The sequence below is a fragment of the Nonomuraea sp. NPDC050680 genome, from assembly GCF_040654555.1.
In the GTDB taxonomy this organism is placed as follows: domain Bacteria; phylum Actinomycetota; class Actinomycetes; order Streptosporangiales; family Streptosporangiaceae; genus Nonomuraea.
On sequence record NZ_JBFAIF010000023.1, the window covers coordinates 24,209 to 51,200 of the forward strand.

A 26,992-nucleotide genomic window follows, 5' to 3' on the forward strand; every position below is an offset into this window, starting at 1 on the left:
CGGAGATAAGCGCGCGCATTACCTCTGGCGTAATCGCGGCGCCCCCACCCCCGCTGACATGGTTCTCATGTCCGAACGAACCGCTCGAAGGGAGCGCCGAAATGACCGCCCTCACTGTGACCGACCACGCCAGGTTCCTGCGCCTGGCGCTGGCCCTCGACGCCGTCGTCACCGGTGTCAACGGGCTCGTCTACCTCGCCGCCGCCGGTCCCGCGAGCGACCTGCTCGGCCCGGACGCGGGCCTGCTCAGGGGGATCGGCGTCTTCCTTCTCGCGTACGGCGCGGCGGTCGGTCTGCTGGCGAGCCGCCAGGCGATCAGCCCGGCGGCGACCAAGGCCGTGATCGCGCTCAACGCCGTCTGGACCGTGGGCAGCGTGGCCGCCGTGGTCACCGGGGCGATGGAGTTCACCACGATCGGCGCGGTGTGGGCGATCAGCCAGGCGATCGTGGTCGGCGTCTTCGCCGAGCTGCAGATCATGGGCCTCCGCCGGCTCCGCTAACCCTCTCTCCCCATTACCTGCAAGATCACCATTACCTGCAAGATCACCCGAAAGGCAGAAAAATCATGAGCAACGAGCTGGTCGAGCGCTACATCGCCGCCTGGAACGAGACCGACGCCGACGCCCGCGCCAAGGCCGTGGCCGAGGTCTGGACCGAGGACGCCACCTACACCGACCCGCTGGCCGAGGTCTCCGGGCACGCCGGGCTCGCCGCGCTGATCGAGGGCGCGCAGGGCATGTTCCCGGGCTTCGTGTTCAGCCCCGGCGAGGTGTACGACGCCCACCACGACATCGCCCGGTTCACCTGGCACCTGGGCCCGGCGGGTGAGGAGCCGGTGGTGATCGGGTTCGACGTGGTGCAGCTGGCCGCGGACGGCCGGATCGCCAGGGTCCTGGGCTTCCTGGACAAGGTGCCCGCCGCCTGAACACGGATTCGCTGGGCCCCCGGAGACGCTCCGGGGGCCCAGCCTTGTGCCGGATAGACCGCTTGCCCGAGCCGGGGACCGCGAGATAAACCACTTGCCCGAGCCCGGGGACCGCGAGATAAACCGCTTGCCCGCGCCGAGGGCCGCGACGCAGAATCAGACCTCGTGGCCGATCAACTGAAACGCCTGCTCCGCGGGCTTGCGCCCGACCTGGGCCCGCTGCGCGACTCGCGCGACTATCGGCTGCTCATGACATCGGGTGTCATCACGATGTTCGGCACGTTCATCACCATGGTCGCGGTGCCGTACCAGATGAAGGAGCTCACCGGTTCCTACGTGGCGGTCGGCCTGGTGAGCCTGGCCGAGTTCGTGCCGATGGTGGTGTGCGGGCTGTGGGGCGGCGCCATCGCCGACGCGCTCGACCGGCGTACGGTCATCCTGCTCAGCGAGCTGGGGCTGATGGTGACCTCGGGGCTGCTCATGGTCAACTCGCTGCTCCCCCACCCGCAGATCTGGGTCCTCTACGTGGTCGGCGCCCTGGCGATGGGCATCGGCTGCCTGCAGCGGCCCAGCCTGGAGGCGCTGATCCCGCAGGTGGTCAGGCACGACCAGCTCGCGGCGGCCGCGGTGCTGGCCAGCCTGCGCTGGAACCTCGGCGCGATCGTCGCCCCGGCTCTCGGCGGGCTGCTGGTGACGGCGTTCGGCACGGCCGTCGCCTACGGGCTCGACACGGTGAGCTTCGTCCTGTCCCTGGCCTTGCTCTGGCGGATCAAGGCGGTGCCGCCCGCCGAGGACGCCGCGCCCGCGTCGCTGAGCTCGCTGGTCGAGGGCGTGCGCTACGCGGCGGGGCGCAGCGACCTGGTCGGCACCTACCTGGTCGACATCGCCGCGATGCTGTTCGCGATGTCGACGGCGCTGTTCCCGTTCCTGGCCGATCAGCTCGGCGCGCCTCAGGCTCTCGGACTGCTCTATTCGGCGGGTGCGGTGGGCTCCCTCGTGGCCTCGCTCACCGGCGGCTGGACCGCGCGCGTACACCGCCAGGGCATGGGCGTGATCATCGCCGCGACGCTCTGGGGCGCCGCGATGGCTCTGGCGGCGGCGATCCCGAACGTCTGGGCGATCTTCTTCTGCCTCGCGCTGGCCGGGGCGGCCGACATGATCAGCGGCATCTTCCGCATGACGATGTGGAACCAGACGATCCCGAGCGAGCTGCGGGGCAGACTGGCCGGCATCGAGCTGCTGTCCTACGCCAGTGGTCCGATGCTCGGCAACGCCCGGGCCGGGCTGATGGCGCAGTGGGGCGGCGCCCGGTTCTCCCTGGGCGCGGGCGGCGTGCTGTGCGTCGCGGCGGTGGCCGGGCTGGCGGCGGTGCTGCCGAAGTTCCGCGGGTACGACTCGCGCACCGACGAGCACGCGCTGACCGAGAAGGCCCGCCGAGAGGGCCGCCTCCCCGCCTAGAGACACGGCTGCGGTCAGCCGCCTCCCCGCGCTGCGGTCAGCCGCCTCCCCGTCCAGAGGCACGCTGTGGTCAGCCCGGCCCCCACGCCTAGAAGCGCTGCTGTGGTCAGCCCGGTTCGCGCCAGCCGTCGTGGTCTTCCACGAGGGCGTCTACCTCCGGCAGGCCGCCCTCGTCGAGCCCTTCCAGGACGACCAGCCACTGCGCGTCCTCGGCGTCATCCTCTCCGGCGAGCGTCTCCCGCACCACCTGGGGTGTCCCCAGCGCGGGGAACCGCTCGCCCAGCGCCTCCGCCACCTCTTCGGCGTCGTCACGCTCGGCGAACACCAGCAGATGCCTCATCTCCGGCCTTTCATGCGTGCGGCCCGATACGGCGGACTCATACGCGAGGTCGCATACACCGGACTCATGCGCGAGTCCCGGCACGTTCGTGCGTAAGGTCCTGTACGACGGACTCATACGCGAGTCCCGGCACGCTCATGCGTAAGGACCTGTACGCCGGACTCATACGCGAGGTCCGGTACGGCGGACCGTACCGGACCTCGTGGCGACTGAACGGTCAGGCGCCGCGGAGCTGGGCGCCGACGCGGTCGGCGGCCATGGCCACGGCGGCGTCGCGAGCCGCCGTCGTCTCCTCCACCGTCAGCGTGCGGTCGACCGCGCGGAAGCGCAGGGTGTAGGCGAGCGACTTGTTGCCCTCCCCCACCTGCTCCCCCGCGTAGACGTCGAACAGCCGGATCGACTCCAGCAGCTCGCCCGCCCCGTCACGCAGCGCCGCCTCCACGTCGGCGACCGGCGTGAAGTCGGGCACGATCAGCGCCACGTCCTGGGTCGCGACCGGGTAGGACGAGACGGCCGGCGCGTCGACCGGACCCGGCATGGCCGACTCCAGCTTGGACAGCTCCAGCTCCATCGCCGAGGTGCGCGGCGGCAGCCCGTAGGCCTCGGCGACGCGCGGGTGCAGCTCGCCGGCGTGGCCGACGAGCGTGTCGCCCACGTAGAGGGCGGCGCACCTGCCGGGGTGCCATGGTTCGTGCTGGTCGGCGATGACCGACAGCTCGACTCCCGCCTCGGCCGCCACCAGCCGGGCCGCCTGTACGGCGTCGGCCCAGCACTCCTGACGACCCTTGCCCCACCAGCCGGACCGCTCGAACTCTCCGGCCAGCACGACGGCGATCCGGTAAGGCTGGTCGGGCAGAGCAGTGGCGATCGAGGCCAGCTCGTCGTCACTGGGCCTGCGCTCGACACCCAGCACCGGCGCGGTGTCCGGCGCTCCCTCGCGTGGCCGGTAGACCGGCCCCGACTCGAACAGCGCCACATCGGAGAAGCCTCGCCCGGCGTTGCGTACCAGGGTCTTGAGCAGCCCGGGCAGCAGCGTCGTACGCAGCAGCGGCTCGTCCTCGGCCAGCGGGTTGGCCAGCCGCAGGGCGCGGCGGCGCGCGTCGTCGGCGGGCAGCTGCAGCGCGTCGAAGTCGCTCTCGCTGATGAACGGGTAGGCGAGCACCTCGACGTAACCGGCGGCGGCCAGTGTCCGGCCGACCCGCCGGCGCAGCCGCTGCCCCTCGGTCAGCCCGGCGCCGGCCGGAGCCTTGGGCAGCACGGAGGGCAGGCGCTCGTAGCCTTCGAGGCGGATGACCTCTTCGGCCAGGTCGTTGGGGTCGGTGAGGTCCGGCCGCCAGGACGGCGGGGTGACCGTGAGCATGTCGTCGCCGGTGACGGCCAGCTTGGCCGCCAGCTCGCCGCCGGTCACGACCCCGGTCGGGTCGACGCCGCCCCTGCGCACGGCCGGGTCGTCGCCCTCGGTCACGACGCAGCCGACCTGCTCCAGGCGGCGTACGACGCTCTCCTTGGCGTAGGGCACGCCGGCCACGTCGCCCGGATGGCTCGCCGGAATGGCGATGCGGGCCGGCTCGACCTCGACCTCGGCGTGCGTCAGGCCCGGCCGCACGGTGGCGCCGCCCAGCTCGGCCAGCAGGCTCACCGCCCGCCACGAGGCGACCAGCGGCAGCTCGCGGTCGACGCCCCGCTCGAACCGCTTGGACGCCTCGGACACGAGGTTGTGCCGGCGGGACTCCCGGGAGATTCCGGTCGCCGAGAAGTGCGCGGCCTCGATGACGATGTCGGTCGACTCGCCGGAGATCTCGGTCTCCAGTCCGCCCATCGTGCCCGCCATCGAGATCGGGCCCGACTGGTCGGTGATCAGGATGTCGTCGGGGTCGAGCTCGCGGGTGACGTGGTCGAGCGTTTCGAGCCGCTCGCCCTGCCCGGCCCGGCGTACGACGATCTCGCCGGTGAGCTTGGCCCGGTCGAAGGCGTGCAGCGGCTGGCCGAGCTCCAGCATCAGGTAGTTGGTGATGTCGACGGCCAGTGACACCGGCCGCATGCCGGCCCGCGTCAGCCGTACGCGCATCCAGAGCGGGCTCTGGGCGGCCGGGTCGAAGCCGGTGACCTCGCGCAGCACGAACCTGTCGCACGCGGTCGGGTCGCCGATCGAGGCGGGCCACGCCTGCTCGTCGGCGGCGGGCAGCTCGACGTCGGCGGGATCGTGGAAGGGCACCTCGAACGCGGTCGCGGCCTCGCGCGCCACGCCCCTGACCGACAGCGCGTAGCCGATGTCGGGGGTGATCTCCAGTTCGATCACGTCGTCGCGGAGCCCGAGCAGCTCGACCACGTCGGCGCCGATCGGCGTGCCGGCGGGCAGGACCATGATGCCGCCGTGGTCATCGCCGAGACCGAGCTCGCGCTCGGAGCAGATCATGCCCTCGGACAGCCGCCCGTAGGTCTTGCGCGAGCCGACCTCGAAGCCACCGGGCAGCACGCCACCCGGCAGCACGACCGGAACGCGGTCACCGACGGCGAAGTTGGTGGCGCCGCAGACGATCTCGCGCGGCATCGCCTCGCCGACCTCGACCTTGCAGTGCCTGATCGGCTTCTTGAAACCGGTCAGCTCCTCGATCTCGAGCACCTCGCCGACCACGACGTTCTTCACATCGTGGCCGTGGGAGGTGATCGACTCGAGCTTGAGCCCGGCCGCGGTGAGCTTGTCGGCCACCTCTTGGGCGGTGACCGCCGGGAGATCGGCGTGCTCCCGCAGCCAGGAGAGCGGGACCTTCATCAGATCTCCAATCCGAACGGAAGCGTGAAGCGCACGTCTCCCTCGACCATGTCGCGCATGTCCTCAGCGTTGTGGCGGAACATCAGCGTGCGTTCGATGCCCATGCCGAACGCGAAGCCCGAGTATCTCGACGGGTCGACGCCGCAGGCGATCAGCACGCGCGGGTTGACCATGCCGCAGCCGCCCCACTCGATCCAGCCCTCGGACTTGCAGGTGCGGCACGGCGGGTTGCCGGGGATCGCCGAGGCGCCGCGGCAGACGAAGCACTTCAGGTCCATCTCGGCCGATGGCTCGGTGAACGGGAAGTAGTTGGGCCGGAACCTGGTGGTGATGCCCTCGCCGAACATGACCTCGGCGAAGCGGTCGAGCGTGCCCTTGAGGTGGGCCATCGTCAGCCCCTCGTCGATCGCCAGGCCCTCGACCTGGTGGAAGACGGGGGTGTGGGTGGCGTCGAGCTCGTCGGTGCGGAACACCTTGCCCGGCGAGATGACGTAGCACGGCGCGCCCCGCTGCAGCAGCGCGCGGATCTGCACCGGTGAGGTCTGGGTGCGCAGCACCATGCCCGACTCGGTGGACTCCACGAAGAAGGTGTCGTGGTCGGAGCGGGCCGGGTGGTCCTTGGCGATGTTGAGGGCGTCGAAGTTGAACCACTCACCTTCGAGCTCGGGGCCCTCGGCCACCTCGTAGCCCATCGCGACGAAGGTGTCGGCGATGCGCTCCTGCATGGTGGTCAGCGGGTGGCGGGCGCCGCGCGGCTGCCGGTCCCACGGCAGGGTGACGTCGACGGCCTCCTCGACGAGCACCCGGGCGTCGCGCTCGGCCTCCAGCTCGGCCTGCCGGGCGGCGAGCGCCTCGTTGATCGTCTTGCGGGCGCCGCCGACGCGCTTGCCGGCCTCGGCGCGGGCCTTGGGAGGCAGGGCGCCGATCTCGCGGTTGGCCAGCGCGATGGGCGAGCGGTCGCCCGCGTGGGCCAGCCGCGCCTGCTTGAGTGCGTCGAGGTCGCCGGCCGTCTTGATCGCCGCCAGGGCGTCGGCCTCCATGCGGGACAGCTCGTCGGCATGCAACGGTGTCACCTCGACGGGGTCGTAGTCAGACAAGAGTGAGCTCCGTATCCAGGGCTTGAGCGTGACAGAGTCTAGTGGGATCCGCCCACCGGGCCCGACTCCCGCCGCTTCCCGTAAATCGGGCCGCGCGGCCTGCACTGTGCGAACTACACCGTGGCGAAGTCGGGTGTGCCGGTGGGCACGGTAAATCGGAACTCCGCCCCGCCCTCGGGCGCGCGCTGCACGGTGATCGTGCCGCCGTGCGCCTCGACCAGGCCCTTCACGATGAACAGGCCGAGCCCGGTGCCGCCACGCCGACGGCTGTTGCCACGCCAGAACTGCCGGAAGACGCGCGGAGCCAGCTCGGGCGCGATGCCCTCGCCCTCGTCGCGCACCGACACGGCAACTCCCCATCCGACGGACTCGATGTCTATGGTGACGGTGCCGCGTCCGTGGCGCACCGCGTTTTCCATCAGGTTACCGAGGATCTGGTCGACCTTGTCCTGGTCCAGCCACATTTCGGGGAGGTGGTCGCCGATGACGAGACGGAAGCGGTCCTCGGCCTCCCCCGCCGCGACGCGGCCCGCGATGATGCGCCGCGCTCTGGCGGGCACGTCGACGACCTGGCGGTGCAGCTCCAGCCGGCCCGACTCGATGCGGGAGACGTCGAGCAGCTCGGTGATCAGCCTGGTCACGCGGTCGGCGTCGTTGTTGACGGTCTCGAGCATGACGCGCTTCTGCTCGTCGGTGAAGCGGGTCCACTTGGCCAGCAGGGTCGCGGTGAAGCCCTTGACGCTGGTCAGCGGCGAGCGCAGCTCGTGTGCGACCGTGGACACCAGGTCGGCGCGGCTGCGCTCCAGCCGGGCACGGGCGCCGCCGTCACGCAGGGTGATCGTCACCCGGTCGACGTCGCCGCACCGCTCGGGCTCGCGGGACAGCCTGGCCGCGACGTAGAGCTCCTGCCCGCCGGGCAGATGGAGGGGGCGCTCGGGCACCCTGCTGCGGGTGCGCAGGCCGCCCTCGGGGTCGAGGGCCTTCCACCACTCGCGGCCGTCATGATCGCGGAAGGGGAAGACCTCGTTCATGTCTCTGCCGACCGCCCGCTCGACGGTGACGCCGGTGAGCCGCGCGGCGGCCCGGTTGACCGCCAGCACGCAACCGAATCTATCGGTCACGATGAGGCCGTCCGGAAGATCGTCGATGGCTATCGTGCACGCGGAGGCGACCACTCGACCATCGGTGTCTGCGCCGTGCACGAACTCGCCTCCTCCGCCTACAAGGCCGACAATAGCGGGTTTCCAGCCGCCTAGGGCACTCGCTGAGCCCTGGCGGAGGAGTAAAGGCATACCGCGGCCGCGGTGGCCAGGTTGAGGCTTTCGGCCTGTCCGTAGATGGGCACTCTGACCACATCGTCGGCTTCGGCGAGAACCTCCTCAGGCAGACCCCATGCCTCGTTTCCGAAGATCCATGCGGTGGGGCCCGACAGGTCGACGTCGTCGAGCGTGTGCTTGCCCGCGCCGTCGGCCGCCAGCACGCGCAGTCCACGCTCTCTGAGTTGACGCACGGCCGCGGCCACCGGTGTACCGATGGCGACGGGCAGGTGGAACAGGCTGCCCGCGCTGGCGCGTACGCACTTGCCGTTGTAGGGGTCGACGGAGGCGTCGGTGAAGATCACGGAGTCGGCGCCCGCGGCGTCGGCGGCGCGCATGACGGTGCCCGCGTTACCGGGATCGCGCACGTGCGCGAGGACCGCTACCAGGCGCGGGTCGCCGGACAAGGCGTCATCGAGCGGCACGTGCACCAGCCGGCAGACGGCCAGCAGCCCCTGCGGGGTCACGGTCTGGGAGAGCTCGGCCATGACCTCGCCACTGGCCCGGTGGAGCGGGATGCCCTTGAGCGTCGCGTCGGTGATCAGCTCGGGGTGGCGCAGCTCGGCTTCCGCGGTGGCGAACAGCTCCAGCGTCACCCCTTCGAGCTTGAGCGCCTCGCGTACGGCCTGGGGCCCCTCGGCCAGGAACTTGCGGTCCTGCTCCCTGAAGGCGCGCTTGGCGAGCCGTCTGGCGGCCTTCACGCGCGGCGACTTCACGTTGGTCAGCTCGGATCCGGCCATGCTCTCCCCTGATGATCTGTACGGCCGGTCGCACCGGCCGCGTGCCCGGCCGTGGCGCCTGTGCGCACAGCAGTCACGCCCGTGCGCGGAGCAGTCGTCTGCCTGCGCACACAGCAAAGGGCCCACCATCAGGTGGGCCCTCGGCTAGAGCCTCGCCGGGCTCCTCTGTCAAGCGCCTCAGCTCGCGGCCGGGGCGTTCACGTTCGCCGGCAGCGCCTTCTTGGCGGCCTCGACGAGCGTGGCGAAGGTCTGGCTGTCGTTCACCGCGAGATCGGCGAGGATCTTACGGTCGACCTCGATGTTGGCCAGCCGCAGACCCTGGATCAGGCGGTTGTACGTCATGCCGTTCTGACGGGCAGCGGCGTTGATCCGCTGGATCCACAGACGGCGGAACGCACCCTTACGGTCCTTACGGTCCCGATAGGCGTACGTCATCGAGTGGAGCATCTGCTCCTTGGCCTTGCGGTACAGACGTGACCGCTGGCCACGGTAACCGGAAGCCCGCTCGAGGACGACCTTGCGCTTCTTCTTGGCGTTGAGCGCCCGCTTCACGCGTGCCATGTTCTATCTCCCCGGGGGTCGCGCTACTTGGCGAGCAGCTTCTTGATTTTCTTGGAGTCAGCGTCGGACAGGACGACTTCGTTCTTGAGACGGCGCGTCAGCGTGGACGACTTCCACTCGTTGTAGTGCGCGCGATTGGCGCGGCGGCGCACGACCTTGCCAGTGCCGGTGAGCCGGAACCGCTTCTTCGCACCGCTGTGCGTCTTCATCTTCGGCATTCGCCGTCTCTCCTCAATTCGTCCGTGCCGGTGGCCGGGCCGGTGCTGGCCGACCCGGTCGCGGCGTCTTCGTCTGGCGGGGTGGCTGTCGGGGTGTGCTGTTAAGGCTAACCCCAACCGCGGGTCACGCTTCCTGTATAGGAGCTTCCTGCTCGGAAGACTCCAGCTCGGAAGGCTCCTCGCCGCCACGCTGGGCCTTGGCTGCGGCCTTTTCGGCCTTCGCCTCAGCCTTCTTCTTGTGCGGACCGATCACCATGATCATGTTACGACCGTCCTGCTTGGCGTGGGACTCGACGAATCCCAGCTCCTGGACGTCGTCCGCGAGCCGCTGCAGCAGCCGGAAGCCGAGCTCCGGCCGGGACTGCTCGCGACCACGGAACATGATCGTGACTTTGACCTTGTCCCCCGCCTTGAGGAACCGCACCACGTGACCCTTCTTGGTCTCGTAGTCGTGCGGGTCGATCTTCGGCCGGAGCTTGATCTCCTTGATGATCGTGTGCGCCTGATTCTTGCGCGCCTCGCGCGCCTTCATCGCGGACTCGTACTTGAATTTGCCGTAGTCCATGAGCTTGCACACGGGCGGTCGAGCCGTGGCCGCGACCTCGACGAGGTCGAGGTCGGCCTCCTGAGCGAGCTTGAGGGCATCGTGAATGGAGACGATGCCAACCTGCTCGCCGTTCGGGCCCACGAGGCGAACCTCGGGAACTCGGATACGCTCGTTGATGCGGGGCTCAGTGCTGATGGGGCCTCCTAGGTTTGCGTTCCCGTACGTGCTCGGTGCCGAGGAACTCCGCGCAAACGCGAAAAGCCCCGCACGTCGCGCATGCGGGGCCACTGAGCTCATTGGCATCGTGGCCGTAAGCTCCCCGGAGTAAGTCCGGCGTGATCCTTAACCCGGCCGCCTCTCGGTGACTCAGGTGGGAGGGAGACCTCCGCTTGCGCGTCCAGCAAGGCATGCCGGACCGATCAGTGAGCTACGTTACCACAACCACGAGACTTCTTCGAATCATCCCCGCTGGCCAGCGGGCTGCACGGTAAATTCTGCCCAGACAACTAGCCAGGAGGAGGGCAGGTGACCGATCTCGAAGGGAGCAAATGGCAGCTACAGGAGGCCAAACAGCGCTTCAGCGAGGTCGTCCGCAGGGCCCATGACGAGGGACCGCAGATCGTCACCAGGCATGGGCAGGACGTGGCGGTGATCCTGGACATGGAGGAATACCGTCAGCTCAAGGGTAAGCAGCCGGACTTCAAGGAATTCCTGCTCTCGGGTCCCGACCTGAGCGCGCTCGACCTCACCCGCGACAAGAGCAGCATGATGCGGGATGTCGACCTCGAGGGCATCGAGTGAGCTACGTTCTCGACACCAACGTCGTGTCGGAAATGACCAAGCGCGTCCGGGACGACAGCGTGCAGGCCTGGCTCGACACCATCACCGGACCCAGCCTCTATGTGAGCGTCATGGTGTTCGGTGAGATCCGCAAAGGTGTCGAGCTGCTGCGCCGCCGCGACCCCCTGCAGACAGGTGGCTACGAGCCCTGGCTGGTTCGACTGGCCGACCGGTTGATCAACCCACTCGACTGGCCGACCGGTTGATCAGTTCGTTCGGCTGGCCGACCGTCTGAGGATCTCCGCCTCGCCGGCCGCGCGCATGGCCTCGACCGGCACATCCGTCCGGCCCGTCATCAGCTCCACCTGCCGCACCGCCTGGTGCAACAGCATCCCGAACCCGCCGACCACGGTGCCGCCCCCAGCCTGGACGGCCGCCGCCGCGCTGGTCGGCCAGGGCGAGTACACCACGTCGAAGAGCGCGGGAACCCGCGCCAGCCGGGCCGCGAAGGCGTCGGCCGCCCCGCTCGGCAGCGTGGACACCACCAGATCCACCCGCGCCGAGACGTCGAGCTTGTCGAACGTCTCGATCGCCAGCGCCATCCCGAGCCGCTCGGCCACCCCTGCCGTGTCCCCCGCCCTGGCGGGATCGCGTACCAGCAGGGTCGCGGAGTGCAGCCCCAGGTTGCGCAGCGCCGCCAGCGTCGAAGCGGCGGTGGCGCCCCCGCCCAGCACGGTCGCCGACCTCGGCGCCGGCACCCCCGCCTCGGCCAGCGCTCGCTCGATGCCGTAGACATCGGTGTTGTCCCCATGGCTCGCGCCGTCGCGGAACACCACGGTATTGGCCCCGCCCACCTCAATGGCCAGGTCGGAAACCGTGTCGAGCAGCGGCAGCACGGCCCGCTTGAGCGGCATGGTCAGCGACAACCCCGCCCAGGCCCCCTCGTCCCCCGGCACCTCGCCGCGGCGCGGCCTGAGCTCCCGCAGCAGCCCGGGCAACCGGGCCTCGTCACACTCGCGGACCTCGTAGCTCCACCCGTCGAGCCCCATCGCCCGATAGGCCGCCCGATGCAGGTAGGGCGACAGCGAATGCGCGATCGGCGACCCCAGCACCCCTGCCCGCACGCGGTTCTCCTCTCCATGCCTTACTGCCTGCTGTTTTTGCCTGACATGTCTTCTGTGCAGCCGCTTCTGTGCAGCACGCCCGGCTGTACAGCATGCCTGGCCGTACGACGCGCCCGGCCGTACACGCGCTTTTTTACGGCATGCCAGCCTGTTTTTTACGGCATGCCAGTCTGTACGGCATGCCCGGCCGACCCCAGTCGCCGTACAGGGCTCAGGGCCTCCAGGGAGACGGCCGCTGAGCCCGCACATGGCAGGGCGCCGTTACGAGACGGTGAGACCGGTGGCGTGGCCGGCTTCCGCCGCTCACCCGGCGGCGTCAGCCACCGTTCTTGCGGTATTCGTTGAGCAATACCTGGAATTCCGCGTCCGTGACGGCGAACCTGGTGATGTTGCTCTTGGGGTCGGTGGCGACGAAGTAGAGCCAGGGACCCTTGGCCGGGTTGAGAGCCGCCTCGATCGCGGCGTCGCCCGGGTTGGAGATGGGGCCGGGCGGGAGGCCCAAGTACCTGTAGGTGTTGTACTTGGAGGTGCTCTCCAGCTGCGCGTGCGTCGCGGACGTGCCCTTCTTGTTCGTCGCGTACATCACCGTGCTGTCCATCTTCAGCTGCATCTCCGGCTCGTGGTCGAGCCGGTTGTAGATGACGCGGGCGATCTTCGGCATGTCCTCGTGTCGGCCGGCCTCGGCCTGGATGATGCTGGCGATCGTGATGATCTCGGCGGGCGTGCGCCGCAGGGCCTTGGCCCCGCCCACGAGGTCGGCCTTCTCCGCCGCCTGGTTGAACCGTTCGACCATCTGCGACAGCATCTCAGTCGGCGTGGACTTCGGCTGGAACTCGTACGTGGCGGGGAAGGCGTAGCCCTCCAGCCTGCCCTTCGCGTAGGACGGCAGCTCCATGTCGCTGGTGTCCTTGGCGGCGGCGACGAAGTCCTTCTGCGGCTTGCCGGTCTTGTCGGCGAGCCGGGCGAGGACATCGGAAAGGCGCAGCCCCTCCTCGAACGCGACCCTGACGATCAGCTTGTTACCCGAGCCGAGCATCGTCACCGCATTGGCGGCCGACATCCCCTTGCGCAGGGTGTATTGGCCCGGCTGGAGCGCGCCGCTCTTGTTGGCGTTGGCGATCGCGTTGGTGAACGCCCTGGCGCTGGCGACGACCCCCTGCCGCTCCAGCTCCACCGCCACGTCGGAGGCGGTCTGGCCGTCCTTGATCTCGATGGTCACGTCGCCCTTGCCCTGGCCGGTGAAGTCGTCGGGCACCAGAGCGCCACTGACCCACTGATAGCCGAAGTAGCCGCCGCCGCCGAGGATGCCCGCCAGGACGATGAAGGCCAGCAGCGGTGCGATGAAGCCGCCTCGGTTACGGCGCCTGCGACGCCTGCGGCTGCCGCCTTTGCCGTTAGCTCGGCCGCGGCGCCGGGAGGAGCCTTCGTCGTCCTCGGCGCCGAGCAGGAAATCCATGTCGAGATCGTTCATAGGTGCGCAGGCCAATCTCCCGGTACGTACGGCCCGGCGTCAAGCGGAACTGCCGAACCGTTGGGGGTCACCGAGCGGGGGGTTCGCCGGACGTGCACCCACGACCGGCGAATATCACTCTGGGTAGCCATGCTAGAGGACGGGAAGAGCGCGCGGGCCCCCTCTCGGGGGCTCCGCTCGGGGATTTCGAAGATCCCTCGCGGGATGAGGGGGCTCCCGGCAAGCATCATTTCGTCCCGAGGTTTCGGTGCAACTCTTCCCGGTATCTCACGAACTCGCTCTCTTTGTCGGTGAATTTGGTGATTCTATGCGCCGGATCCGTCGTCACAAACCAGCGCCAATCACCGCTCGCCGGATGCAAGGCCGCTATCAGCGCCTTCTCTCCGGGATTGGCGATGGGCCCTGGCGGCAGTCCGGTATGCCGGTAGGTGTTGTACGGCGACTGGACCCTGGTGTCGCTCTCGGTGACCTTCAGGGTCCGCTTGCCCAGGGCATACAGGACGGTGCTGTCGATCTGGAGCCGCATATCTCGCTTGAGCCTGTTGTAGATCACTCTGGCGATCTTCGGATAGTCCTCGTCCCTGCCCCCCTCGGCCTGGACCATGCTGGCCACCGTGACGGCCTCCAGCGGGGTCAGATGCACATGCGGGGCCTTCTTCACCAGCTCCACCTGCTTCGCCGCCGCGCCGAACCGCTCCACCATCGCGCTCAACAGGTCGACGGCCTTGTCCCCGGGCTCGACCTCGTACGTGGCCGGGAACAGGAACCCTTCGAGCCCCTTGGCGTATTTGGGCAGCCCGACGAGAGCCGCGTCGACCGCCTGCAACTCCTTGAGAGCCAGCCCGGACTGCGCGGCCAGCCGGACGAGCGTCTCGGAGGCCCGCATGCCCTCGGGGACGGTGACCCGCCTGATCATCCTGGAGGCGGGCGCGAGCAACAGGTCGAGCGCGGCGCCAGCGGCCATGCCCTTGCGCAGCCGGTAGTGCCCCGGCCGCAGGCGTCCCGCCATGGCGCGGTCCTCGGCCGCGTTCACGAATGACCGTGCGCTGGCCACCACCCCTGCCTCGGCCAGCACCGCGCCGACGTCGCCCGCGCTGGCGCCGGGCGGGATCCGCACGGTCACGGGCCCGCTGCCGGTCCCCTCGAAGTCTTCGGGGGTCAGGTACGGCTTGAGCACCACGTACAGCCCAACGCCGAGCGCGGCGATCGACGCGGAGACCACCACACCCAGCAGCGCCGCCGTCCGCACGGCCGTCCGCTTCTTCCGCCGCCGAACCTCACGAACGCCACCGCCACCGACCCCGACAGACGGCGCACCACCCTCGGAAGGCGCATCTCCGGGAAGCCTGCCGCCGTCCGGCGACGTGCCGTCGGGCAGAGCGCCACCGTCGAAAGGGGCGCCACCGTCTGATGGCGCGCGGGGAAGGCTCCCGCCGTCCACCGGGGCGGTCGCGCCGAGGTCGTCCGCACGACACTCTCGTTCGTCGGCTGCGCAATCCTCCGCCACCGGTACGTCCAGAGCCTCTGACACATCTGGCCCCAAGGGACCGTCGGAGTCGAAGGGCATCTCGGCGTCCGAAGGCACCTCGGAACCCGAGGGCGCTTCGGCATCCGAGGACGTCACGGCATCCGAGGACGGGATGAAGGGTTCCGGGACGAACGGGATCAGGTCGTCATCCTCATCCGGTGGCCCGCTCACGCGGCCACCCCCGCCCGATCCCCGCCGCCCCCGGTGAGCGGCCCGATCATGAGGCGGGTCCGCCGTCCACCCCGGAGGGCGGATCGACGGGCCTGCCGGGTGGTCTGTCCGTGGCTCTCTCGACATCGAGCGCGTCCTGCAGCAGCACGACCGCCGCCGCCTGGTCGACGACCGCGCGCTGCTTCTTGGCCCGCACGCCGCTGGCCCGTAGTCCCTGCTGCGCCGCGACCGTGGTCAGCCGTTCGTCGAAGAGGCGGACGGGTGTGGGCGCCAGCCGTCTGGCCAGCGCTGTGGCGAAGTCGCGGGCCAGCGCGGCGGCCTGCCCTTCGCGGCCCGACAGTGAGGTGGGCAGCCCGACCACGACCTCGATCGCCGAGTGTTCGTCGGCGATCGCGGCGATGCGGTCAAGGTCGCCCTGGCCTCGCCTGACGGTCTCCACCGGGGTGGCCAGCAGGCCCGAGGGGTCACTGCGGGCCACGCCGATGCGTACGGACCCGACGTCCACGCCGATCCGTGAACCGAACCGCATGTCAGCCGAGCTGCTCCGCGATGGCCTGCTCGACCAGTCGCAGCGCGTCGCCGACCGCCTCCGGTCGTGTGCCGCCGCCTTGCGCGACATCGTCCTTGCCGCCACCGCCACCCCCAAGCGCCTTGGCGGCGACGCCGACCAGTCGCCCGGCCTTGAGCTGGCGCTCACGTCCCGCCTCGTTGACCGCGGCAACCACCACGGGCCGGTCGGAGGGGACACCCGCGATCACGATGACCGCCGGTCGGTCGGCCGGGAATCTGCCACGCACATCAAGCGCGAGCTTACGCAGGTCGTCGGCACCGGTGCCGTCAGGCGCGCGGTGCGTCACCACGAAGACTCCGTCCAGGTCACGGGCCTGCGCCGCCAGCTCGCCCGCCACCTGGAGGACCTGCGCGGACCGGAGCCGCTCCAGCTCCTTCTCGGCGGTGCGCAGGCGGGTGACGATGCCTTCGACGCGCTCGGGCAGCTCCTCGCGGCGCGCCTTGAGCTGCTCGGTGAGCTGGGCGACCAGCACGCTCTCGCGTGCCAGGAAGCGGAAGGCGTCGATGCCGACGAGCGCCTCGACGCGGCGCACACCAGCGCCGACCGACTGCTCGCCGAGCACCTTGACCAGGCCGAGCTGGCCAGAGCTGTGCACGTGGGTGCCGCCGCAGAGCTCGCGCGAGTAGTCGCCGATCTCCACGACGCGGACCTCGTCGCCGTACTTCTCGCCGAACATCGCCAGCGCGCCCATCGCCCTGGCCTCCGTCTGGGAGGTGTAGAAGGCGTTGACCTTGAGGTCGTTGACGAGGACCGCGTTGACCTCGTCCTCGACGTCGCGCAGCACGCTCGGCGGCACCGCGCCCGCCGCGGTGAAGTCGAAGCGGAAGCGGCCGGGCGAGTTTTCGGAGCCGGCCTGCGCCGCCGTCTCGCCGAGCGCGTTCTTGAAGCCGCGGTGGACGAGGTGGGTGGCGCTGTGGCTGCGCGAGATCGCGCGGCGCCGCTCGATGTCGATCTCCGCCTGGGCCTCGTCGCCGACCTTGAGCTCGCCCTTGCGGATCCGGCCGCGGTGTACGACGAGGCCCGCGAGCGGCGTCTGCACGTCGCGGATCTCCACCTCGGCGCCGCCGGTGCGGATCACGCCCTGGTCGGCGAGCTGGCCGCCGCCCTCGGCGTAGAAGGGGGTGCGGGAGAGCACGACCTCCACGTCGGTGCCCGCGCCCGCCGCGGGGACCGCGCCGCCGTCGACCAGAATGCCGACGATGCTCGTGTCGGCCTCGGTCTGGTCGTAGCCGAGGAACTCGACCCGGCCCGCCTTCTCCAGCAGCTGCCCGAAGACGGAGATGTCGGCGTTGCCGGTCTTCTTCGCCGCCGCGTCGGCCTTGGCGCGGTCGCGCTGCTCCTTCATCAGGCGGCGGAAGCCCTCTTCGTCGACCTGGAGTCCGTGCTCGGACGCCATTTCGAGCGTGAGGTCGATCGGGAAGCCGTAGGTGTCGTGCAGCTGGAACGCCTGCTCGCCGGAGAGCATGGAGCCGGACTTGCGCTTGGTCTCCTCCACCGTGACGTCGAACATGGCGGTGCCGGTGCGCAGCGTGCCGAGGAAGGACGCCTCCTCGGCGTCGATGACCCCGTGGATCTGCGGCGCGTCGGCCTTCAGCTGCGGGTACTGCTCACCCATGACCTCGATCGCGACGGCGGTCAGCTCGTGCATGTAGCGCTCGTCGCCGGAGCCGAGCAGGCGCAGGTTGCGGACCGAGCGGCGCAGAATGCGGCGCAGCACGTAGCCGCGGCCCTCGTTGCCTGGCATGACACCGTCGGCGACCAGCATGGTGCCGGTGCGGACATGGTCGGCGATCACCCGCAGGCTGACGTCGGAGCGGTGGTCGCGGCCGTAGCGGGTCTTGGTGAGCTCGGCCGCCTTGTCGAGGATCTTGTAGGTGGTGTCGATCTCGTAGATGTTGTCGACGCCCTGCAGGATCGCCGCCATGCGCTCCAGGCCCATGCCGGTGTCGATGTTCTTGGCGGGCAGCTCGCCGGAGATGTCGAAGTCGACCTTGCTGCGGACCTCGCCCAGCTGGTCCTGCATGAAGACGAGGTTCCAGACTTCGAGGTAGCGGTTCTCGTCGGCGATGGGGCCGCCCTCACGGCCGTATTCGGCGCCGCGGTCGTAGTAGATCTCCGAGCACGGTCCGCCGGGACCCGGCACGCCCATGTGCCAGTAGTTGTCTTCGAGGCCGCGGCGCTGGATGCGCTCGAGGGGCAGCCCGACCTTGTTGTGCCAGATGTCGAGCGCCTCGTCGTCGTCGAGGTAGACGGTCGCCCAGAGACGGTCGGGCGGGAAGCCGAAGCCACCCTCGGATTCCGGCTTGGTCAGCAGCTCCCAGGCGAACGGGATCACTTCGGCCTTGAAGTAGTCGCCGATGGAGAAGTTGCCCAGCATCTGGAAGAACGTCGCGTGCCGGGTGGTCTTGCCGACCTCGTCGATGTCGGGGGTGCGCACGCATTTCTGCGCGGTGGCCAGCCGGTCCGCCGGAGGCTTGCGCTGCCCCAGGAAGTACGGCTTGAAGGGCACCATACCCGCGTTGACCAGGAGAAGCGTCGGGTCCTCAGCGATCAGGCTGGCCGAGGGCACTACCTTGTGCCCACGCTCCTCGAAGAAGCGCAGGAAGCGGCGCGCGATCTCTGCCGACTCCATGGTGGCCATCCTTTGCGTTAGTCGTTGCTTTCAGCGTTGTCGAGGCCGAAACGGGCCCGCAACTCGATTTCGCGCTCCGCGGCCTCGCCGAGCGCGTCAGAAGTAAAGTCTCTCACCCGTCCGAGCATGCTCGCGGCGCCGCCGACCGTCCGGCGGGCCACGTGGTTGGGGTGGAGTGCCTGCAGCCTGCGCATCACCCAGAGGGTCAGCAGCGCGCCGAGCGACAGGTAGAACAGCCGTCTGATCATCGCCGTCGGCCCGCCTTGCGCGGCCTGCGAACCTCGATGGCCCTGCGCACACCGTAGCCGATGGAGGAGACCTTGATCAGCGGCCCGGTGAAGACGGTCTGGGTGACGGCGCTGAGCTTGGCGGCGTGGGAGCTCACCTGCTTGACGTCCTTGGCGATGGCCTCGACGGCCACCAGCTGCCGGTTGGTCTCGTTGACCGTCAGGCTCATGTCGTCGAGCAGCGGCGCCATGCGGGCGCTCAGGTCGGCCACCGCCCTGCCGGTCTCGGTGATCAGCCGGGTGAGCTTGACCAGCACCATGACGAGCACGCAGACCAAGACGATCCAGCCCGTGGCGGCGATCAGCCCGGCGACCTCTCCAGCGGTAAGCATCCGCTCATCTCCCTCGTACGCTGGGCCGGAACGGCAAGAACCCTATCGCGTTCGCCGGCCCAGATTACTGGCGACGCCCGGCTCCATCGGGCCGCCACGTCGATGGCCCACGTTTCCCCGCTCGAACCGGCCGGCTCGCGAGCGGCAACGATCCCGGTCCCGACCAGCCGAACCCGGCCCGTGCCGGACGACCAGAAGTCCGCCAAGAGCCCATCGACACGCCCGCCCAGCAGTTCGCCAAGAGGCCATCAGGAGCCCGTCGACAGCCCGCCAAGTGGCCGTGAAGAGTGCGCGAAAGGCCGTCAAGAGCCCCGCAGGAAGTCACGTATCCGAGCCCACCGCTCGGCCAGCACGCCCTCACCACCGTGCTTGGTGGGCTCGTAGTAGCGCTTGTCGCGCACCTGCTCGGGCGCGTAGTCCTGGCGGACCAGCCCGTGGTCGAAGTCGTGCGGGTATTTGTAGCCGTCGCCGTGGCCCAGCTTGGCGGCGCCCTGATAGTGGGCGTCGCGCAGGTGGCCGGGCACCTGGCCGATCAGACCGCGGCGCACGTCGCCGATCGCCGCGCCGATGGCCTTCACGACGGCGTTGGACTTGGGCGCCAGCGCGCAGTGCAGGACCGCGTGGGCCAGGTTGATCTGGCCCTCCGGCAGGCCGATGAGCTGCACCGCCTGGGCCGCGGCGACCGCGGTCTGCAGGCAGGTCGGGTCGGCCAGGCCGACGTCCTCCGAGGCGAAGATGACGATGCGGCGGGCGATGAAGCGCGGGTCCTCGCCCGCCTCGATCATGCGGGCCAGGTAGTGGAGCGCGGCGTCGGCGTCGGAGCCGCGCATCGACTTGATGAAGGCGCTGATGACGTCGTAGTGCTGGTCGCCCTGCCGGTCGTAGCGGACGGCCGCCTTGTCGACGGCCTTCGCCACGACCTCGACCGTGATGTCGTCGGACAGCAGCGCGGCGGCTTCGAGGTAGGTCAGGGAGCGGCGGGCGTCGCCGCCGGCCAGGCGTACGAGATGGTCGACGGCCTCGGGGGCGACGGTGGCGCGGCCGCCGAGGCCGCGTTCGTCGGCCACCGCGCGCTCCAGGACCGCGCGGACGTCGTCGTCGGTCAGAGACTCGAGCGTGAGCAGCAACGAGCGCGACAGCAGGGGGGAGATGACCGAGAAGAAGGGGTTTTCGGTGGTGGCGCCGATGAAGGTGACCCAGCGGTTCTCCACGGCGGGCAGCAGGGCGTCCTGCTGGGCCTTGTTGAAGCGGTGGACCTCGTCGACGAAGAGCACGGTCTGCCGGCCGCTCATGCCCAGCTCTCGCTTGGCGACGTCGATGGCGGCGCGTACGTCCTTGACCCCGGCCGAGACGGCGGAGACCTCGACGAAGCGCCGCTTGGTGACGTTGGAGACGACATAGGCGAGCGTCGTCTTGCCGGTGCCGGGCGGCCCCCAGAGGAAGAGCGACATCGGTGCCTCGCTCTCGACGAGCCTGCGCAGCGGGGTGCCCGCGCCGAGCAGGTGACGCTGGCCGATCACCTCGTCGAGCGTGCGCGGCCGCATCCGCACCGCGAGGGGCTGCGGCGTGGCCTCCTCAGCCGCCGAATCGAACAGACTCTCCACAACGCGAGTTTACGGGGTGGACCGCGTCCAGCGATCCACCATCAGCCAAGCGAGCTTCGGTCCACCAGCAAGGAGCGGGCAGCGAAAGGAGCGGGCAGCGAAAGGAGCGGGCGGCGAAAGGAGCGGGCGGCGAAAGGAGCGGGCTACGCACCCCAGACGGCTCGCGCTCCCGAGTCACCGGCGCGGAAGACGAAGTAGCCGACCACCACGGCCAGCAGCACCGTCACGCCGGACAGCACGAGGGTGACCGGGCGGCCGAACCTGTCGCCGAGCGAGCCGCGGCTCGGGCTCGTGGAGTAGACGAGCAGCAACGCGGCGACGCCGAGGCCGGCCGTCGACAGGAGCAACGGGTTGGCGAAGCTCTCATGGGTCTCGATCCGCTGGCCCAGCGTGCCGTCGACCGAGGCGAAGCGGGCCTCCTTGAGGCTCTCGCCACTCTCCTTGGCCGCGAAGACGGCCACGGGCGCCCCCAGCGAGAGCAGAACCACCGCCCACGCCAGCAGCGGCCGCCAGCGATGCAGGGCCGTGTACGCCACGGAGGCGACCGCGAGGAGCGGGGTCAGCACCACGGCGAAGTGGATGATCAGCGGATGGGCGGGCAGGCCGAAGATCTCGTCGAACATGTCTGCACTCCTAGTTCTCATTTCAACTACGAATGGCGACACGATATGGTTCGCGGTCCATCCCGTCACTACGAGTGGTTTCCTCCTCTTACGTCCGGCACATCGCAGGGCCGGTAGCATTCCCGGAGTTGTTTGGTCATGTACTGGCAAAAGTGGAGGACATACCGGTGAGCGGCGAGGACGACCGCCAGAGCCAGTTGGCTCGGGAACACAAGGAGCGGCAGGAACAGCGCGAGGCGGCCGATCGCGCCAAGGGGAAGCGGAACGTCTTCATCGGGGCGGGCCTGGCCGTGGTTGTGGTGGCGGGCGGCATCTACGCCGCGACCACGCTGGTCAACAAGGACGACCCGGGCAAGAAGGTCTCGGCCGAGAGCAGCCCGTCTGCCTCGGCCTCCGCCCCGCCCAGCGCCGCTCCCTCGCCGACCCCGTCGCTGTCCTCGCTGCCGAAGAAGACCGGCAAGGTGTCCTGCACCTACAAGCGGGACACCTCGGGCGTACCGATGAAGTACGTGGGCATGCCCGGCAGCCGCCCGAACATGAAGCTGAAGACGATGACCGTCTTCACCAACCATGGCAAGATCGTCATCGACGTCGACCCGGCCGCGACCCCGTGCTCGGTCAACTCGATGGCCTTCCTGGCCCAGAAGAACTTCTACAACAACACCAAGTGCCACCGCCTGGTGACGCCCGAGACGGCGGGGCTGTTCCTGCTGCAGTGCGGCGACCCCAAGGCCAAGGCCGACGGCAAGAACCCGACGGACGGCCAGGGCACGGCGGGCTACGTCTACAGGGACGAGGCCGTCGGCGCGATTCCGTACACCCGCGGCGTGGTGTTCCTCACCCAGCCGCAGGACGCGGCCGGGCAGAACAGCAGCCAGTTCGCCATCTCACTGTCGGACGAGAACTCGCAGATCGAGGCCCAGTACTCGGTACTCGGCATGGTCCGCTCGGGCCTGGAGATCATCGAGAAGGTCGCCAAGGACGGCGTCATCGTCAACAGCCAGGACATCGTCGGCGACGGCGGCTCGACCGCCCCGAAGAACCCGATCATCATCGAGAAGGTCACGGTCCGCTAGCCGGACACGAAAGAGGGCGCCCCGTCTCTCCTGAACCGGAGAGGCGGGGCGCCCTCTTTCGTGTGGATCAGCCTTCGTTCTTGGGCTTGGCGTCGACGCCCGCCTCCTTGCGCTGGTCCACCGTGATGGCGGTGGGCGCGCCGGTGAGCGGGTCGAAGCCGGAGGCGGTCTTCGGGAAGGCGATCACGTCGCGGATCGACTCACCGCCGGACAGCAGCATGCAGATGCGGTCCCAGCCGTAGGCGATGCCTCCGTGCGGGGGCGGGCCGTACTTGAACGCCTCCAGCAGGAAGCCGAACTTGTTCTCGGCCTCCTCCTTGGAGATGCCGAGCACGTCGAAGACCCGCTGCTGCATCTCCGCCCGGTGGATACGGATGGAGCCGCCACCGATCTCCATGCCGTTGCAGACCATGTCGTAGGCGTAGGCCAGGGCCTCGCCGGGGTGGTCCTGGAAGTTGTCCGCCCATTCGGGCTTGGGGCCGGTGAACGGGTGGTGCACGGCCGTCCAGCCGCCCTCGCCGTCCTCCTCGAACATGGGCGCGTCGACGACCCACAGGAACGACCACAGCGACTCGTCGATGAGGCCGCAGCGGCGGCCGATCTCCAGCCGGGCCGCGCCGAGCAGGTCGCGCGCCGAGTTGCGCGCGCCGGCCGCGAAGAAGACCGCGTCGCCCGGCTGGGCGCCAACCTTCGCCGCAAGTCCGGAAATTTCCTCTTCTGAGAGGTTCTTCGCCACCGGGCCGCCGAGTGTGCCGTCCTCCTGGACGAGCACGTACGCCAGGCCCTTGGCGCCGCGCGAGCGCGCCCAGTCCTGCCAGCCGTCGAGCTCCTTGCGGGTCTGCGAGCCGCCGCCCGGCATGACGACCGCGCCCACGTAGTCGGCCTGGAACACGCGGAACGAGGTGCCGGCGAAGTAGTCGGTCATCTCGACGAGCTCCTGGCCGAAGCGCAGGTCGGGCTTGTCGGAGCCGTAGCGGGCCATCGCGTCGGCGTAGGTCATGCGGGGCAGCGGGGTCGGGATCTCGTAGCCGACCGTCTCGCGCCACACGCGGCCGATGAGCTTCTCGCCGACCGCGATGACGTCTTCCTGGTCGACGAACGACATCTCGACGTCGATCTGGGTGAACTCCGGCTGCCGGTCGGCCCGCAGGTCCTCGTCGCGGTAGCACTTGGCGAGCTGGTAGTAGCGCTCGAGCCCGCCCACCTGGAGCAGCTGCTTGAACAGCTGCGGCGACTGCGGCAGCGCGTACCAGTTGCCCGGCTGGAGCCGGACCGGCACCAGGAAGTCGCGCGCGCCCTCGGGCGTGGACCTGGTCAGAGTCGGTGTCTCGACGTAGACGAAGCCGAGCTCGTGCATGACCTCGTTGGCCAGGTAGGTGGCCTTCGAGCGGACCCGCAGGGCATTGGCCACCTGCGGGCGGCGAATGTCGAGATAGCGGTATTTGAGGCGGGCCTCCTCGGAGACGCCCGCGCTGCCCTCGATCGGGAAGGGCAGCGGCGCGGACTCGCTGAGCACCTCGACCCGCTCGGCGACGACCTCGATCGCGCCGGTGGGCAGCTCGGGGTTCTCGTTGCCCTCCGGCCTGACCCGGACCTGGCCGACCACCTGCACGCAGTATTCGGCGCGCAGGTCGTGGGCGTGGTCCTCCTCGCGGAAGACCACCTGCGCCGAGCCGGAGGCATCGCGCAGGTCGATGAAGACCACACCGCCGTGATCACGGCGCCTGGCCACCCATCCTGCCAGCGTCACCTGCTGCCCGGCGTGCTCCTCTCGGAGCGACCCGGCGGTATGCGTGCGCATCACTGCACTTTCCCCTTCAAGACATCGACGACCTGGGCCAGCGGCACCTCGGTCTGCTCAGCGGTGGTCAGGTCCTTCAGTTGTACGGCCTGCGCGGCCAGGTCACGCTCGCCCAGGATCAGCGCGAACCGGGCACCCGAGCGGTCGGCGCCCTTCATCGCGCCCTTGAGCCCCTTGCCGCCGTATGCCAGGTCGGCGCTGACGCCCGCCTGGCGCAGCTCGGTCACGAGCAGGAACATCCGGCGGCGGGCTTCGTCACCCAGCGGGACACCGTACACCTGGACGCGTCCCGGTGCGGCCTCGCCGATCAACCCCTCGGCCTCCATCGCGAGGAAGGTGCGGTCGACGCCCAAGGCCCAGCCGACGCTGGGCAGGGGCGGCCCGCCGAGCATCTCGCTCAGCCCGTCGTAGCGTCCGCCACCGCCGACCGCGGACTGCGAGCCGAGCCCGTCGTGCACGAACTCGAACGTGGTGCGCGTGTAGTAGTCGAGCCCACGCACCAGCCGCGGATCGTCCTCGTAGGCCACGCCCGCGGCGCTCAGCAGCGCGCGGACCTCCTCGTGGTAGGTCTTGCAGGCGGCGCACAGGTGGTCGACGACCAGGGGCGCGCCGGTCAGCTGTGCCTGCACCTCGGGCCGTTTGTCGTCGAGCACCCGCAGGGGGTTGATCTCGATCCGGGCCCTGGTGTCCTCGTCGAGGTCGAGCCCGCGCAGGAACTCCTGCAGCGCGGCCCGGTAGGCGGGCCGGCAGGTCTTGTCACCCAGCGAGTTGATCAGCAGCCGGACGCCCGCCAGGCCGAGCGAGGCGAAGCCCTGGGCACCCAGCACGACGATCTCGGCGTCGAGCGCGGGGTCCTCGGAGCCCAGCGCCTCGGCGCCGACCTGCCAGAAGTGCCGGTAACGGCCTCTCTGAGCGCGTTCGTAGCGGAACTGGCTGCCGGAGTACCACAGCTTGACCGGGAGCTGGCCGTTGTGCAGGCCGTGCTGCAGGACGGCGCGTACGACCGAGGCGGTGCCCTCGGGACGCAGCGTCAGTGAGCGGCCCGCCTTGTCGGGAAAGGTGTACATCTCCTTGGACACGATGTCGGTCGACTCACCGACGCCCCTGGCGAACAGCTGGGTGTCCTCGAACACCGGCGTCTCGATGTAGCCGTAGCCGGCCAGCCGCGCGGGCGCGACCAGGGCCTCGCGCACGGCGAGAACCTGCTCGGAGCGGGGCGGCAGCCAGTCGAAGGTGCCCTTAGGCGCTTGGAAACTCATGAGATCCCTGTTAGATGCCTCGTGTGGGACCGGCGTGCGGCGCGGCTTCCTTCAGATATGGATTGGTGGCGCGCTCGTGGCCGATCGTGGTCTGTGGTCCGTGGCCCGGCAGGACGACCGTATCGTCAGGCAGCGGCAGGCACTTGTCGGCCAGGCTGCGCAGGATCGTCGGATAGTCGCCGCCCGGCAGGTCGGAGCGGCCGATGGAGCCGGCGAACAGCAGGTCACCAGACAGCATCACGTCGTCGTCAGGCAACCGGAAGCTCACCGACCCCCTGGTATGGCCGGGTGTGTGGTCGACCACGAGCTCCAGCCCGGCCAGCGGCAGCACGGCGCCGTCTGACAGCTCCCGCACGTCGTCGGGCTCGCTCAGCGTGATGCCGCCGAAGATCGCCGAGCTCGACGGCGACCAGCCCGCGGCCGGGTCGCTCAGCAGATGGCGGTCCTCGGGATGGATCCAGGCGGGCACGTCGCGCGCGCCGCAGACCGGGGCCACCGACCAGACGTGGTCGAGGTGTCCGTGGGTCAGCAGCACCGCCACCGGCTTGAGCCGGTGCTCTCTCAGCAGCTCGTCGACCCCGTCGACCGCGTCCTGACCTGGATCGACGATCACGCACTCCTCGCCCGCTGCGGGCGCGACGACGTAACAATTGGTCTGGAAGGCCCCTGCGGGGAAGCCTGCGATGAGCATCTGCCTCAGCTGATCTCGTCAAAAAAGCCAATGGGAATGTAACCGAAGGGTACCGGTGCGGGTCGCCGGGCTGCGAATCATTACCCGTTGGCCGATACGATTCGCCCACCTCAGTTGATTGACTATGGGAGGCAAAGCGGTGGCCACGGGGAAGGACCGGCAGAAACAGCTGGCACGCGAGCACCACGAGCGGCAGCTGGCACGCCGTCTCGAACGCGAGCAGCGCGCCAAGCGCACGGCGATCATCGGCTCCACGGTAGGCGTGGTCGTCGTGGTGGGGGGCATCGTGGCGGCGGTCGCGTTGCTGGGCGGTGGCGGCGACTCGAAGACCGACGCCGCCGCGACGGCGCAGCCCTCGGCTTCCGCCCAGGACACGGCGGCGCCCTCGGCCTCGGCTTCGGCCGCCGCCGGGCCCAAGCCGTACGACGCCAAGACCGGCACCTGCGACTACGTCGCCGAAAAGGGCGGCGGTGTGGTCAAGGACGTCGGACTGCCGCCGAAGAAGGTGAAACTCAAGCCGGCGACCAAGACGATGACCCTCAACACCAACCTGGGCGACATCGAGGTGCAGCTCGACAACGCCAAGGCGCCGTGCACGGTCAACTCGCTGGCCTACCTGGCGGAGAAGAAGTTCTACGACGGCAGCAAGTGCCATCGCCTGGGCAGCGCTCAGTTCCCGATGCTGCAGTGCGGAGACCCGCAGGCCAAGGCAGACGGCAAGGGCCAGTCGGACGGCGCGGGCGGCCCCGGCTACGTCATGGCCGAGGAGAACCTCACGGGCGCCACCTACAAGCGCGGCGTCATGGCCATGGCCAAGACGCAGGCGCCGGGCAGCACCGGGAGCCAGTTCTTCCTGGTCTTCGGCGACCTCGGACTCACCCCGGATTACACACCGGTGGGTACCATCACCAAGGGTCTGGACATCCTAGACAAGGTGAACAAAGCAGGTGTCATCACTCCCATGCAGGATGGTACTGGCGCACCTAAGGAAACCGTCGAAATCAAAAGCGTGACATTCTCTGGCAAGAGCTGACGTAATACAAACTAGGGACAGTAGTCCCGAAGGG

27 protein-coding genes are annotated in these 26,992 nt (G+C 69.5%); 7 read left to right on the plus strand and 20 right to left on the minus strand.

What is annotated here, in order from left to right:
• Window positions 1-101: 101 nt before the first annotated feature.
• The 3 genes from AB0H88_RS43620 (at window position 102) to AB0H88_RS43630 (ending at window position 2,383) form a co-directional block, all read left to right on the plus strand.
• The gene (locus AB0H88_RS43620) at window positions 102-500 is read left to right on the plus strand and encodes a hypothetical protein (RefSeq protein WP_357654686.1); all 399 of its coding nucleotides are present in this window, start codon (window positions 102-104) and stop codon (window positions 498-500) included.
• A gap of 65 nt (window positions 501-565) precedes the next feature.
• Complete coding sequence (locus tag AB0H88_RS43625; protein ID WP_357654688.1) at window positions 566-925, plus strand: nuclear transport factor 2 family protein; 360 nt, start codon at window positions 566-568, stop codon at window positions 923-925.
• A 165-nt stretch (window positions 926-1,090) separates the two neighbouring features.
• On the plus strand, window positions 1,091-2,383 hold the full coding sequence (locus AB0H88_RS43630; RefSeq protein ID WP_357654689.1) for an MFS transporter: 1,293 nt from the start codon (window positions 1,091-1,093) through the stop codon (window positions 2,381-2,383).
• Window positions 2,384-2,489: 106 nt separating this feature from the next.
• On the opposite strand, the gene AB0H88_RS43635 is transcribed toward AB0H88_RS43630, so the two are convergent.
• The 8 genes from AB0H88_RS43635 to infC form a co-directional block, all read right to left on the minus strand.
• Window positions 2,490-2,723: a hypothetical protein gene (locus AB0H88_RS43635; protein ID WP_357654690.1), complete on the minus strand. Its 234-nt coding sequence runs from the start codon at window positions 2,721-2,723 to the stop codon at window positions 2,490-2,492.
• Window positions 2,724-2,940: 217 nt separating this feature from the next.
• Window positions 2,941-5,496: a phenylalanine--tRNA ligase subunit beta gene (locus AB0H88_RS43640; RefSeq protein WP_357654692.1), complete on the minus strand. Its 2,556-nt coding sequence runs from the start codon at window positions 5,494-5,496 to the stop codon at window positions 2,941-2,943.
• Window positions 5,496-6,536, minus strand: a complete 1,041-nt coding sequence (pheS, locus tag AB0H88_RS43645) for a phenylalanine--tRNA ligase subunit alpha (protein ID WP_357654883.1) — start codon at window positions 6,534-6,536, stop codon at window positions 5,496-5,498. The genes AB0H88_RS43640 and pheS overlap by 1 nt, the downstream gene beginning before the upstream one ends.
• A 170-nt stretch (window positions 6,537-6,706) precedes the next feature.
• Window positions 6,707-7,795, minus strand: a complete 1,089-nt coding sequence (locus tag AB0H88_RS43650; protein WP_357654694.1) for a PAS domain-containing sensor histidine kinase — start codon at window positions 7,793-7,795, stop codon at window positions 6,707-6,709.
• 50 nt (window positions 7,796-7,845) lie between these two features.
• Window positions 7,846-8,649 (minus strand): RNA methyltransferase, encoded by an 804-nt coding sequence (locus AB0H88_RS43655; RefSeq protein ID WP_357654695.1) that lies wholly within the window; start codon window positions 8,647-8,649, stop codon window positions 7,846-7,848.
• A 177-nt stretch (window positions 8,650-8,826) separates the two neighbouring features.
• A complete protein-coding gene (gene rplT / locus AB0H88_RS43660) occupies window positions 8,827-9,210 on the minus strand; it encodes a 50S ribosomal protein L20 (protein ID WP_219538506.1) in 384 nt (127 codons plus the stop codon).
• Window positions 9,211-9,233: 23 nt separating this feature from the next.
• Window positions 9,234-9,428 carry a 50S ribosomal protein L35 gene (gene rpmI, locus AB0H88_RS43665; protein WP_225298242.1) on the minus strand — a complete coding sequence of 65 codons (195 nt, stop codon included), beginning with the start codon at window positions 9,426-9,428 and terminating at the stop codon, window positions 9,234-9,236.
• Between the two features lie 124 nt (window positions 9,429-9,552).
• Window positions 9,553-10,170, minus strand: a complete 618-nt coding sequence (gene infC, locus AB0H88_RS43670; protein WP_357654884.1) for a translation initiation factor IF-3 — start codon at window positions 10,168-10,170, stop codon at window positions 9,553-9,555.
• A 330-nt stretch (window positions 10,171-10,500) separates the two neighbouring features.
• Here infC and AB0H88_RS43675 point away from each other — a divergent pair, with 330 nt between their 5' ends.
• Together AB0H88_RS43675 and AB0H88_RS43680 are read left to right on the plus strand one after the other, a co-directional pair.
• Complete coding sequence (locus AB0H88_RS43675) at window positions 10,501-10,776, plus strand: type II toxin-antitoxin system Phd/YefM family antitoxin (RefSeq protein WP_357654697.1); 276 nt, start codon at window positions 10,501-10,503, stop codon at window positions 10,774-10,776.
• Window positions 10,773-11,021, plus strand: coding sequence for a hypothetical protein (locus AB0H88_RS43680; RefSeq protein ID WP_357654698.1), 249 nt, complete (start codon window positions 10,773-10,775; stop codon window positions 11,019-11,021). The genes AB0H88_RS43675 and AB0H88_RS43680 overlap by 4 nt, the downstream gene beginning before the upstream one ends.
• Here AB0H88_RS43680 and AB0H88_RS43685 read toward each other — a convergent pair whose 3' ends face one another.
• From AB0H88_RS43685 to AB0H88_RS43725, 9 genes are all read right to left on the minus strand, one after another.
• A complete protein-coding gene (locus AB0H88_RS43685) occupies window positions 11,022-11,879 on the minus strand; it encodes a shikimate dehydrogenase (RefSeq protein ID WP_357654700.1) in 858 nt (285 codons plus the stop codon).
• 316 nt (window positions 11,880-12,195) lie between these two features.
• Window positions 12,196-13,350, minus strand: coding sequence for an endolytic transglycosylase MltG (gene mltG, locus AB0H88_RS43690; protein ID WP_357654702.1), 1,155 nt, complete (start codon window positions 13,348-13,350; stop codon window positions 12,196-12,198).
• A 226-nt stretch (window positions 13,351-13,576) separates the two neighbouring features.
• Window positions 13,577-14,599 (minus strand): endolytic transglycosylase MltG, encoded by a 1,023-nt coding sequence (mltG, locus tag AB0H88_RS43695; protein WP_357654704.1) that lies wholly within the window; start codon window positions 14,597-14,599, stop codon window positions 13,577-13,579.
• A 496-nt stretch (window positions 14,600-15,095) separates the two neighbouring features.
• Window positions 15,096-15,578, minus strand: a complete 483-nt coding sequence (gene ruvX / locus AB0H88_RS43700; RefSeq protein WP_357654706.1) for a Holliday junction resolvase RuvX — start codon at window positions 15,576-15,578, stop codon at window positions 15,096-15,098.
• Window position 15,579: 1 nt separating this feature from the next.
• Window positions 15,580-18,252, minus strand: a complete 2,673-nt coding sequence (gene alaS / locus AB0H88_RS43705) for an alanine--tRNA ligase (RefSeq protein WP_357654707.1) — start codon at window positions 18,250-18,252, stop codon at window positions 15,580-15,582.
• 17 nt (window positions 18,253-18,269) lie between these two features.
• Window positions 18,270-18,500: a hypothetical protein gene (locus tag AB0H88_RS43710; RefSeq protein WP_357654709.1), complete on the minus strand. Its 231-nt coding sequence runs from the start codon at window positions 18,498-18,500 to the stop codon at window positions 18,270-18,272.
• Entirely contained in the window at window positions 18,497-18,871 is a 375-nt protein-coding gene (locus AB0H88_RS43715; protein ID WP_357654711.1) for a DUF948 domain-containing protein, read from the minus strand. The genes AB0H88_RS43710 and AB0H88_RS43715 overlap by 4 nt, the downstream gene beginning before the upstream one ends.
• Window positions 18,872-19,173: 302 nt before the next feature.
• Window positions 19,174-20,475 carry a replication-associated recombination protein A gene (locus AB0H88_RS43720; protein WP_357654712.1) on the minus strand — a complete coding sequence of 434 codons (1,302 nt, stop codon included), beginning with the start codon at window positions 20,473-20,475 and terminating at the stop codon, window positions 19,174-19,176.
• A gap of 143 nt (window positions 20,476-20,618) precedes the next feature.
• Window positions 20,619-21,098, minus strand: coding sequence for a hypothetical protein (locus tag AB0H88_RS43725; RefSeq protein ID WP_357654714.1), 480 nt, complete (start codon window positions 21,096-21,098; stop codon window positions 20,619-20,621).
• Window positions 21,099-21,250: 152 nt separating this feature from the next.
• On the opposite strand from AB0H88_RS43725, the gene AB0H88_RS43730 reads away from it, so the two are divergent.
• Window positions 21,251-22,174, plus strand: coding sequence for a peptidylprolyl isomerase (locus tag AB0H88_RS43730; RefSeq protein WP_357654716.1), 924 nt, complete (start codon window positions 21,251-21,253; stop codon window positions 22,172-22,174).
• A 67-nt stretch (window positions 22,175-22,241) separates the two neighbouring features.
• Here AB0H88_RS43730 and aspS read toward each other — a convergent pair whose 3' ends face one another.
• Genes aspS through AB0H88_RS43745 form a run of 3 tightly spaced genes read right to left on the minus strand, consistent with a single transcriptional unit; the run spans window position 22,242 to window position 25,925 of the window.
• Window positions 22,242-23,978 carry an aspartate--tRNA ligase gene (aspS, locus tag AB0H88_RS43735; protein ID WP_357654717.1) on the minus strand — a complete coding sequence of 579 codons (1,737 nt, stop codon included), beginning with the start codon at window positions 23,976-23,978 and terminating at the stop codon, window positions 22,242-22,244.
• Entirely contained in the window at window positions 23,975-25,234 is a 1,260-nt protein-coding gene (gene hisS, locus AB0H88_RS43740) for a histidine--tRNA ligase (protein ID WP_357654718.1), read from the minus strand. The genes aspS and hisS overlap by 4 nt, the downstream gene beginning before the upstream one ends.
• A 10-nt stretch (window positions 25,235-25,244) precedes the next feature.
• Window positions 25,245-25,925 (minus strand): MBL fold metallo-hydrolase, encoded by a 681-nt coding sequence (locus AB0H88_RS43745; protein WP_357654720.1) that lies wholly within the window; start codon window positions 25,923-25,925, stop codon window positions 25,245-25,247.
• A 139-nt stretch (window positions 25,926-26,064) separates the two neighbouring features.
• Here AB0H88_RS43745 and AB0H88_RS43750 point away from each other — a divergent pair, with 139 nt between their 5' ends.
• Window positions 26,065-26,958, plus strand: coding sequence for a peptidylprolyl isomerase (locus tag AB0H88_RS43750; protein WP_357654722.1), 894 nt, complete (start codon window positions 26,065-26,067; stop codon window positions 26,956-26,958).
• Window positions 26,959-26,992: the final 34 nt, after the last annotated feature.

Excerpts from the sequence above, each read along its gene's own strand:
- AB0H88_RS43620 (WP_357654686.1), top strand. The coding sequence starts at position 102 with ATGACCGCCCTCACTGTGACCGACCACGCCAGGTTCCTGCGCCTGGCG.
- AB0H88_RS43625 (WP_357654688.1), top strand. The coding sequence starts at position 566 with ATGAGCAACGAGCTGGTCGAGCGCTACATCGCCGCCTGGAACGAGACC.
- AB0H88_RS43635 (WP_357654690.1), bottom strand. The coding sequence starts at position 2,723 with ATGAGGCATCTGCTGGTGTTCGCCGAGCGTGACGACGCCGAAGAGGTG.
- AB0H88_RS43640 (WP_357654692.1), bottom strand. The coding sequence starts at position 5,496 with ATGAAGGTCCCGCTCTCCTGGCTGCGGGAGCACGCCGATCTCCCGGCG.
- pheS (WP_357654883.1), bottom strand. The coding sequence starts at position 6,536 with ATGGAGGCCGACGCCCTGGCGGCGATCAAGACGGCCGGCGACCTCGAC.
- AB0H88_RS43655 (WP_357654695.1), bottom strand. The coding sequence starts at position 8,649 with ATGGCCGGATCCGAGCTGACCAACGTGAAGTCGCCGCGCGTGAAGGCC.
- rplT (WP_219538506.1), bottom strand. The coding sequence starts at position 9,210 with ATGGCACGCGTGAAGCGGGCGCTCAACGCCAAGAAGAAGCGCAAGGTC.
- rpmI (WP_225298242.1), bottom strand. The coding sequence starts at position 9,428 with ATGCCGAAGATGAAGACGCACAGCGGTGCGAAGAAGCGGTTCCGGCTC.
- mltG (WP_357654702.1), bottom strand. The coding sequence starts at position 13,350 with ATGAACGATCTCGACATGGATTTCCTGCTCGGCGCCGAGGACGACGAA.
- ruvX (WP_357654706.1), bottom strand. The coding sequence starts at position 15,578 with ATGCGGTTCGGTTCACGGATCGGCGTGGACGTCGGGTCCGTACGCATC.
- alaS (WP_357654707.1), bottom strand. The coding sequence starts at position 18,252 with ATGGAGTCGGCAGAGATCGCGCGCCGCTTCCTGCGCTTCTTCGAGGAG.
- AB0H88_RS43710 (WP_357654709.1), bottom strand. The coding sequence starts at position 18,500 with ATGATCAGACGGCTGTTCTACCTGTCGCTCGGCGCGCTGCTGACCCTC.
- AB0H88_RS43715 (WP_357654711.1), bottom strand. The coding sequence starts at position 18,871 with ATGCTTACCGCTGGAGAGGTCGCCGGGCTGATCGCCGCCACGGGCTGG.
- AB0H88_RS43725 (WP_357654714.1), bottom strand. The coding sequence starts at position 21,098 with ATGTTCGACGAGATCTTCGGCCTGCCCGCCCATCCGCTGATCATCCAC.
- hisS (WP_357654718.1), bottom strand. The coding sequence starts at position 25,234 with ATGAGTTTCCAAGCGCCTAAGGGCACCTTCGACTGGCTGCCGCCCCGC.
- AB0H88_RS43745 (WP_357654720.1), bottom strand. The coding sequence starts at position 25,925 with ATGCTCATCGCAGGCTTCCCCGCAGGGGCCTTCCAGACCAATTGTTAC.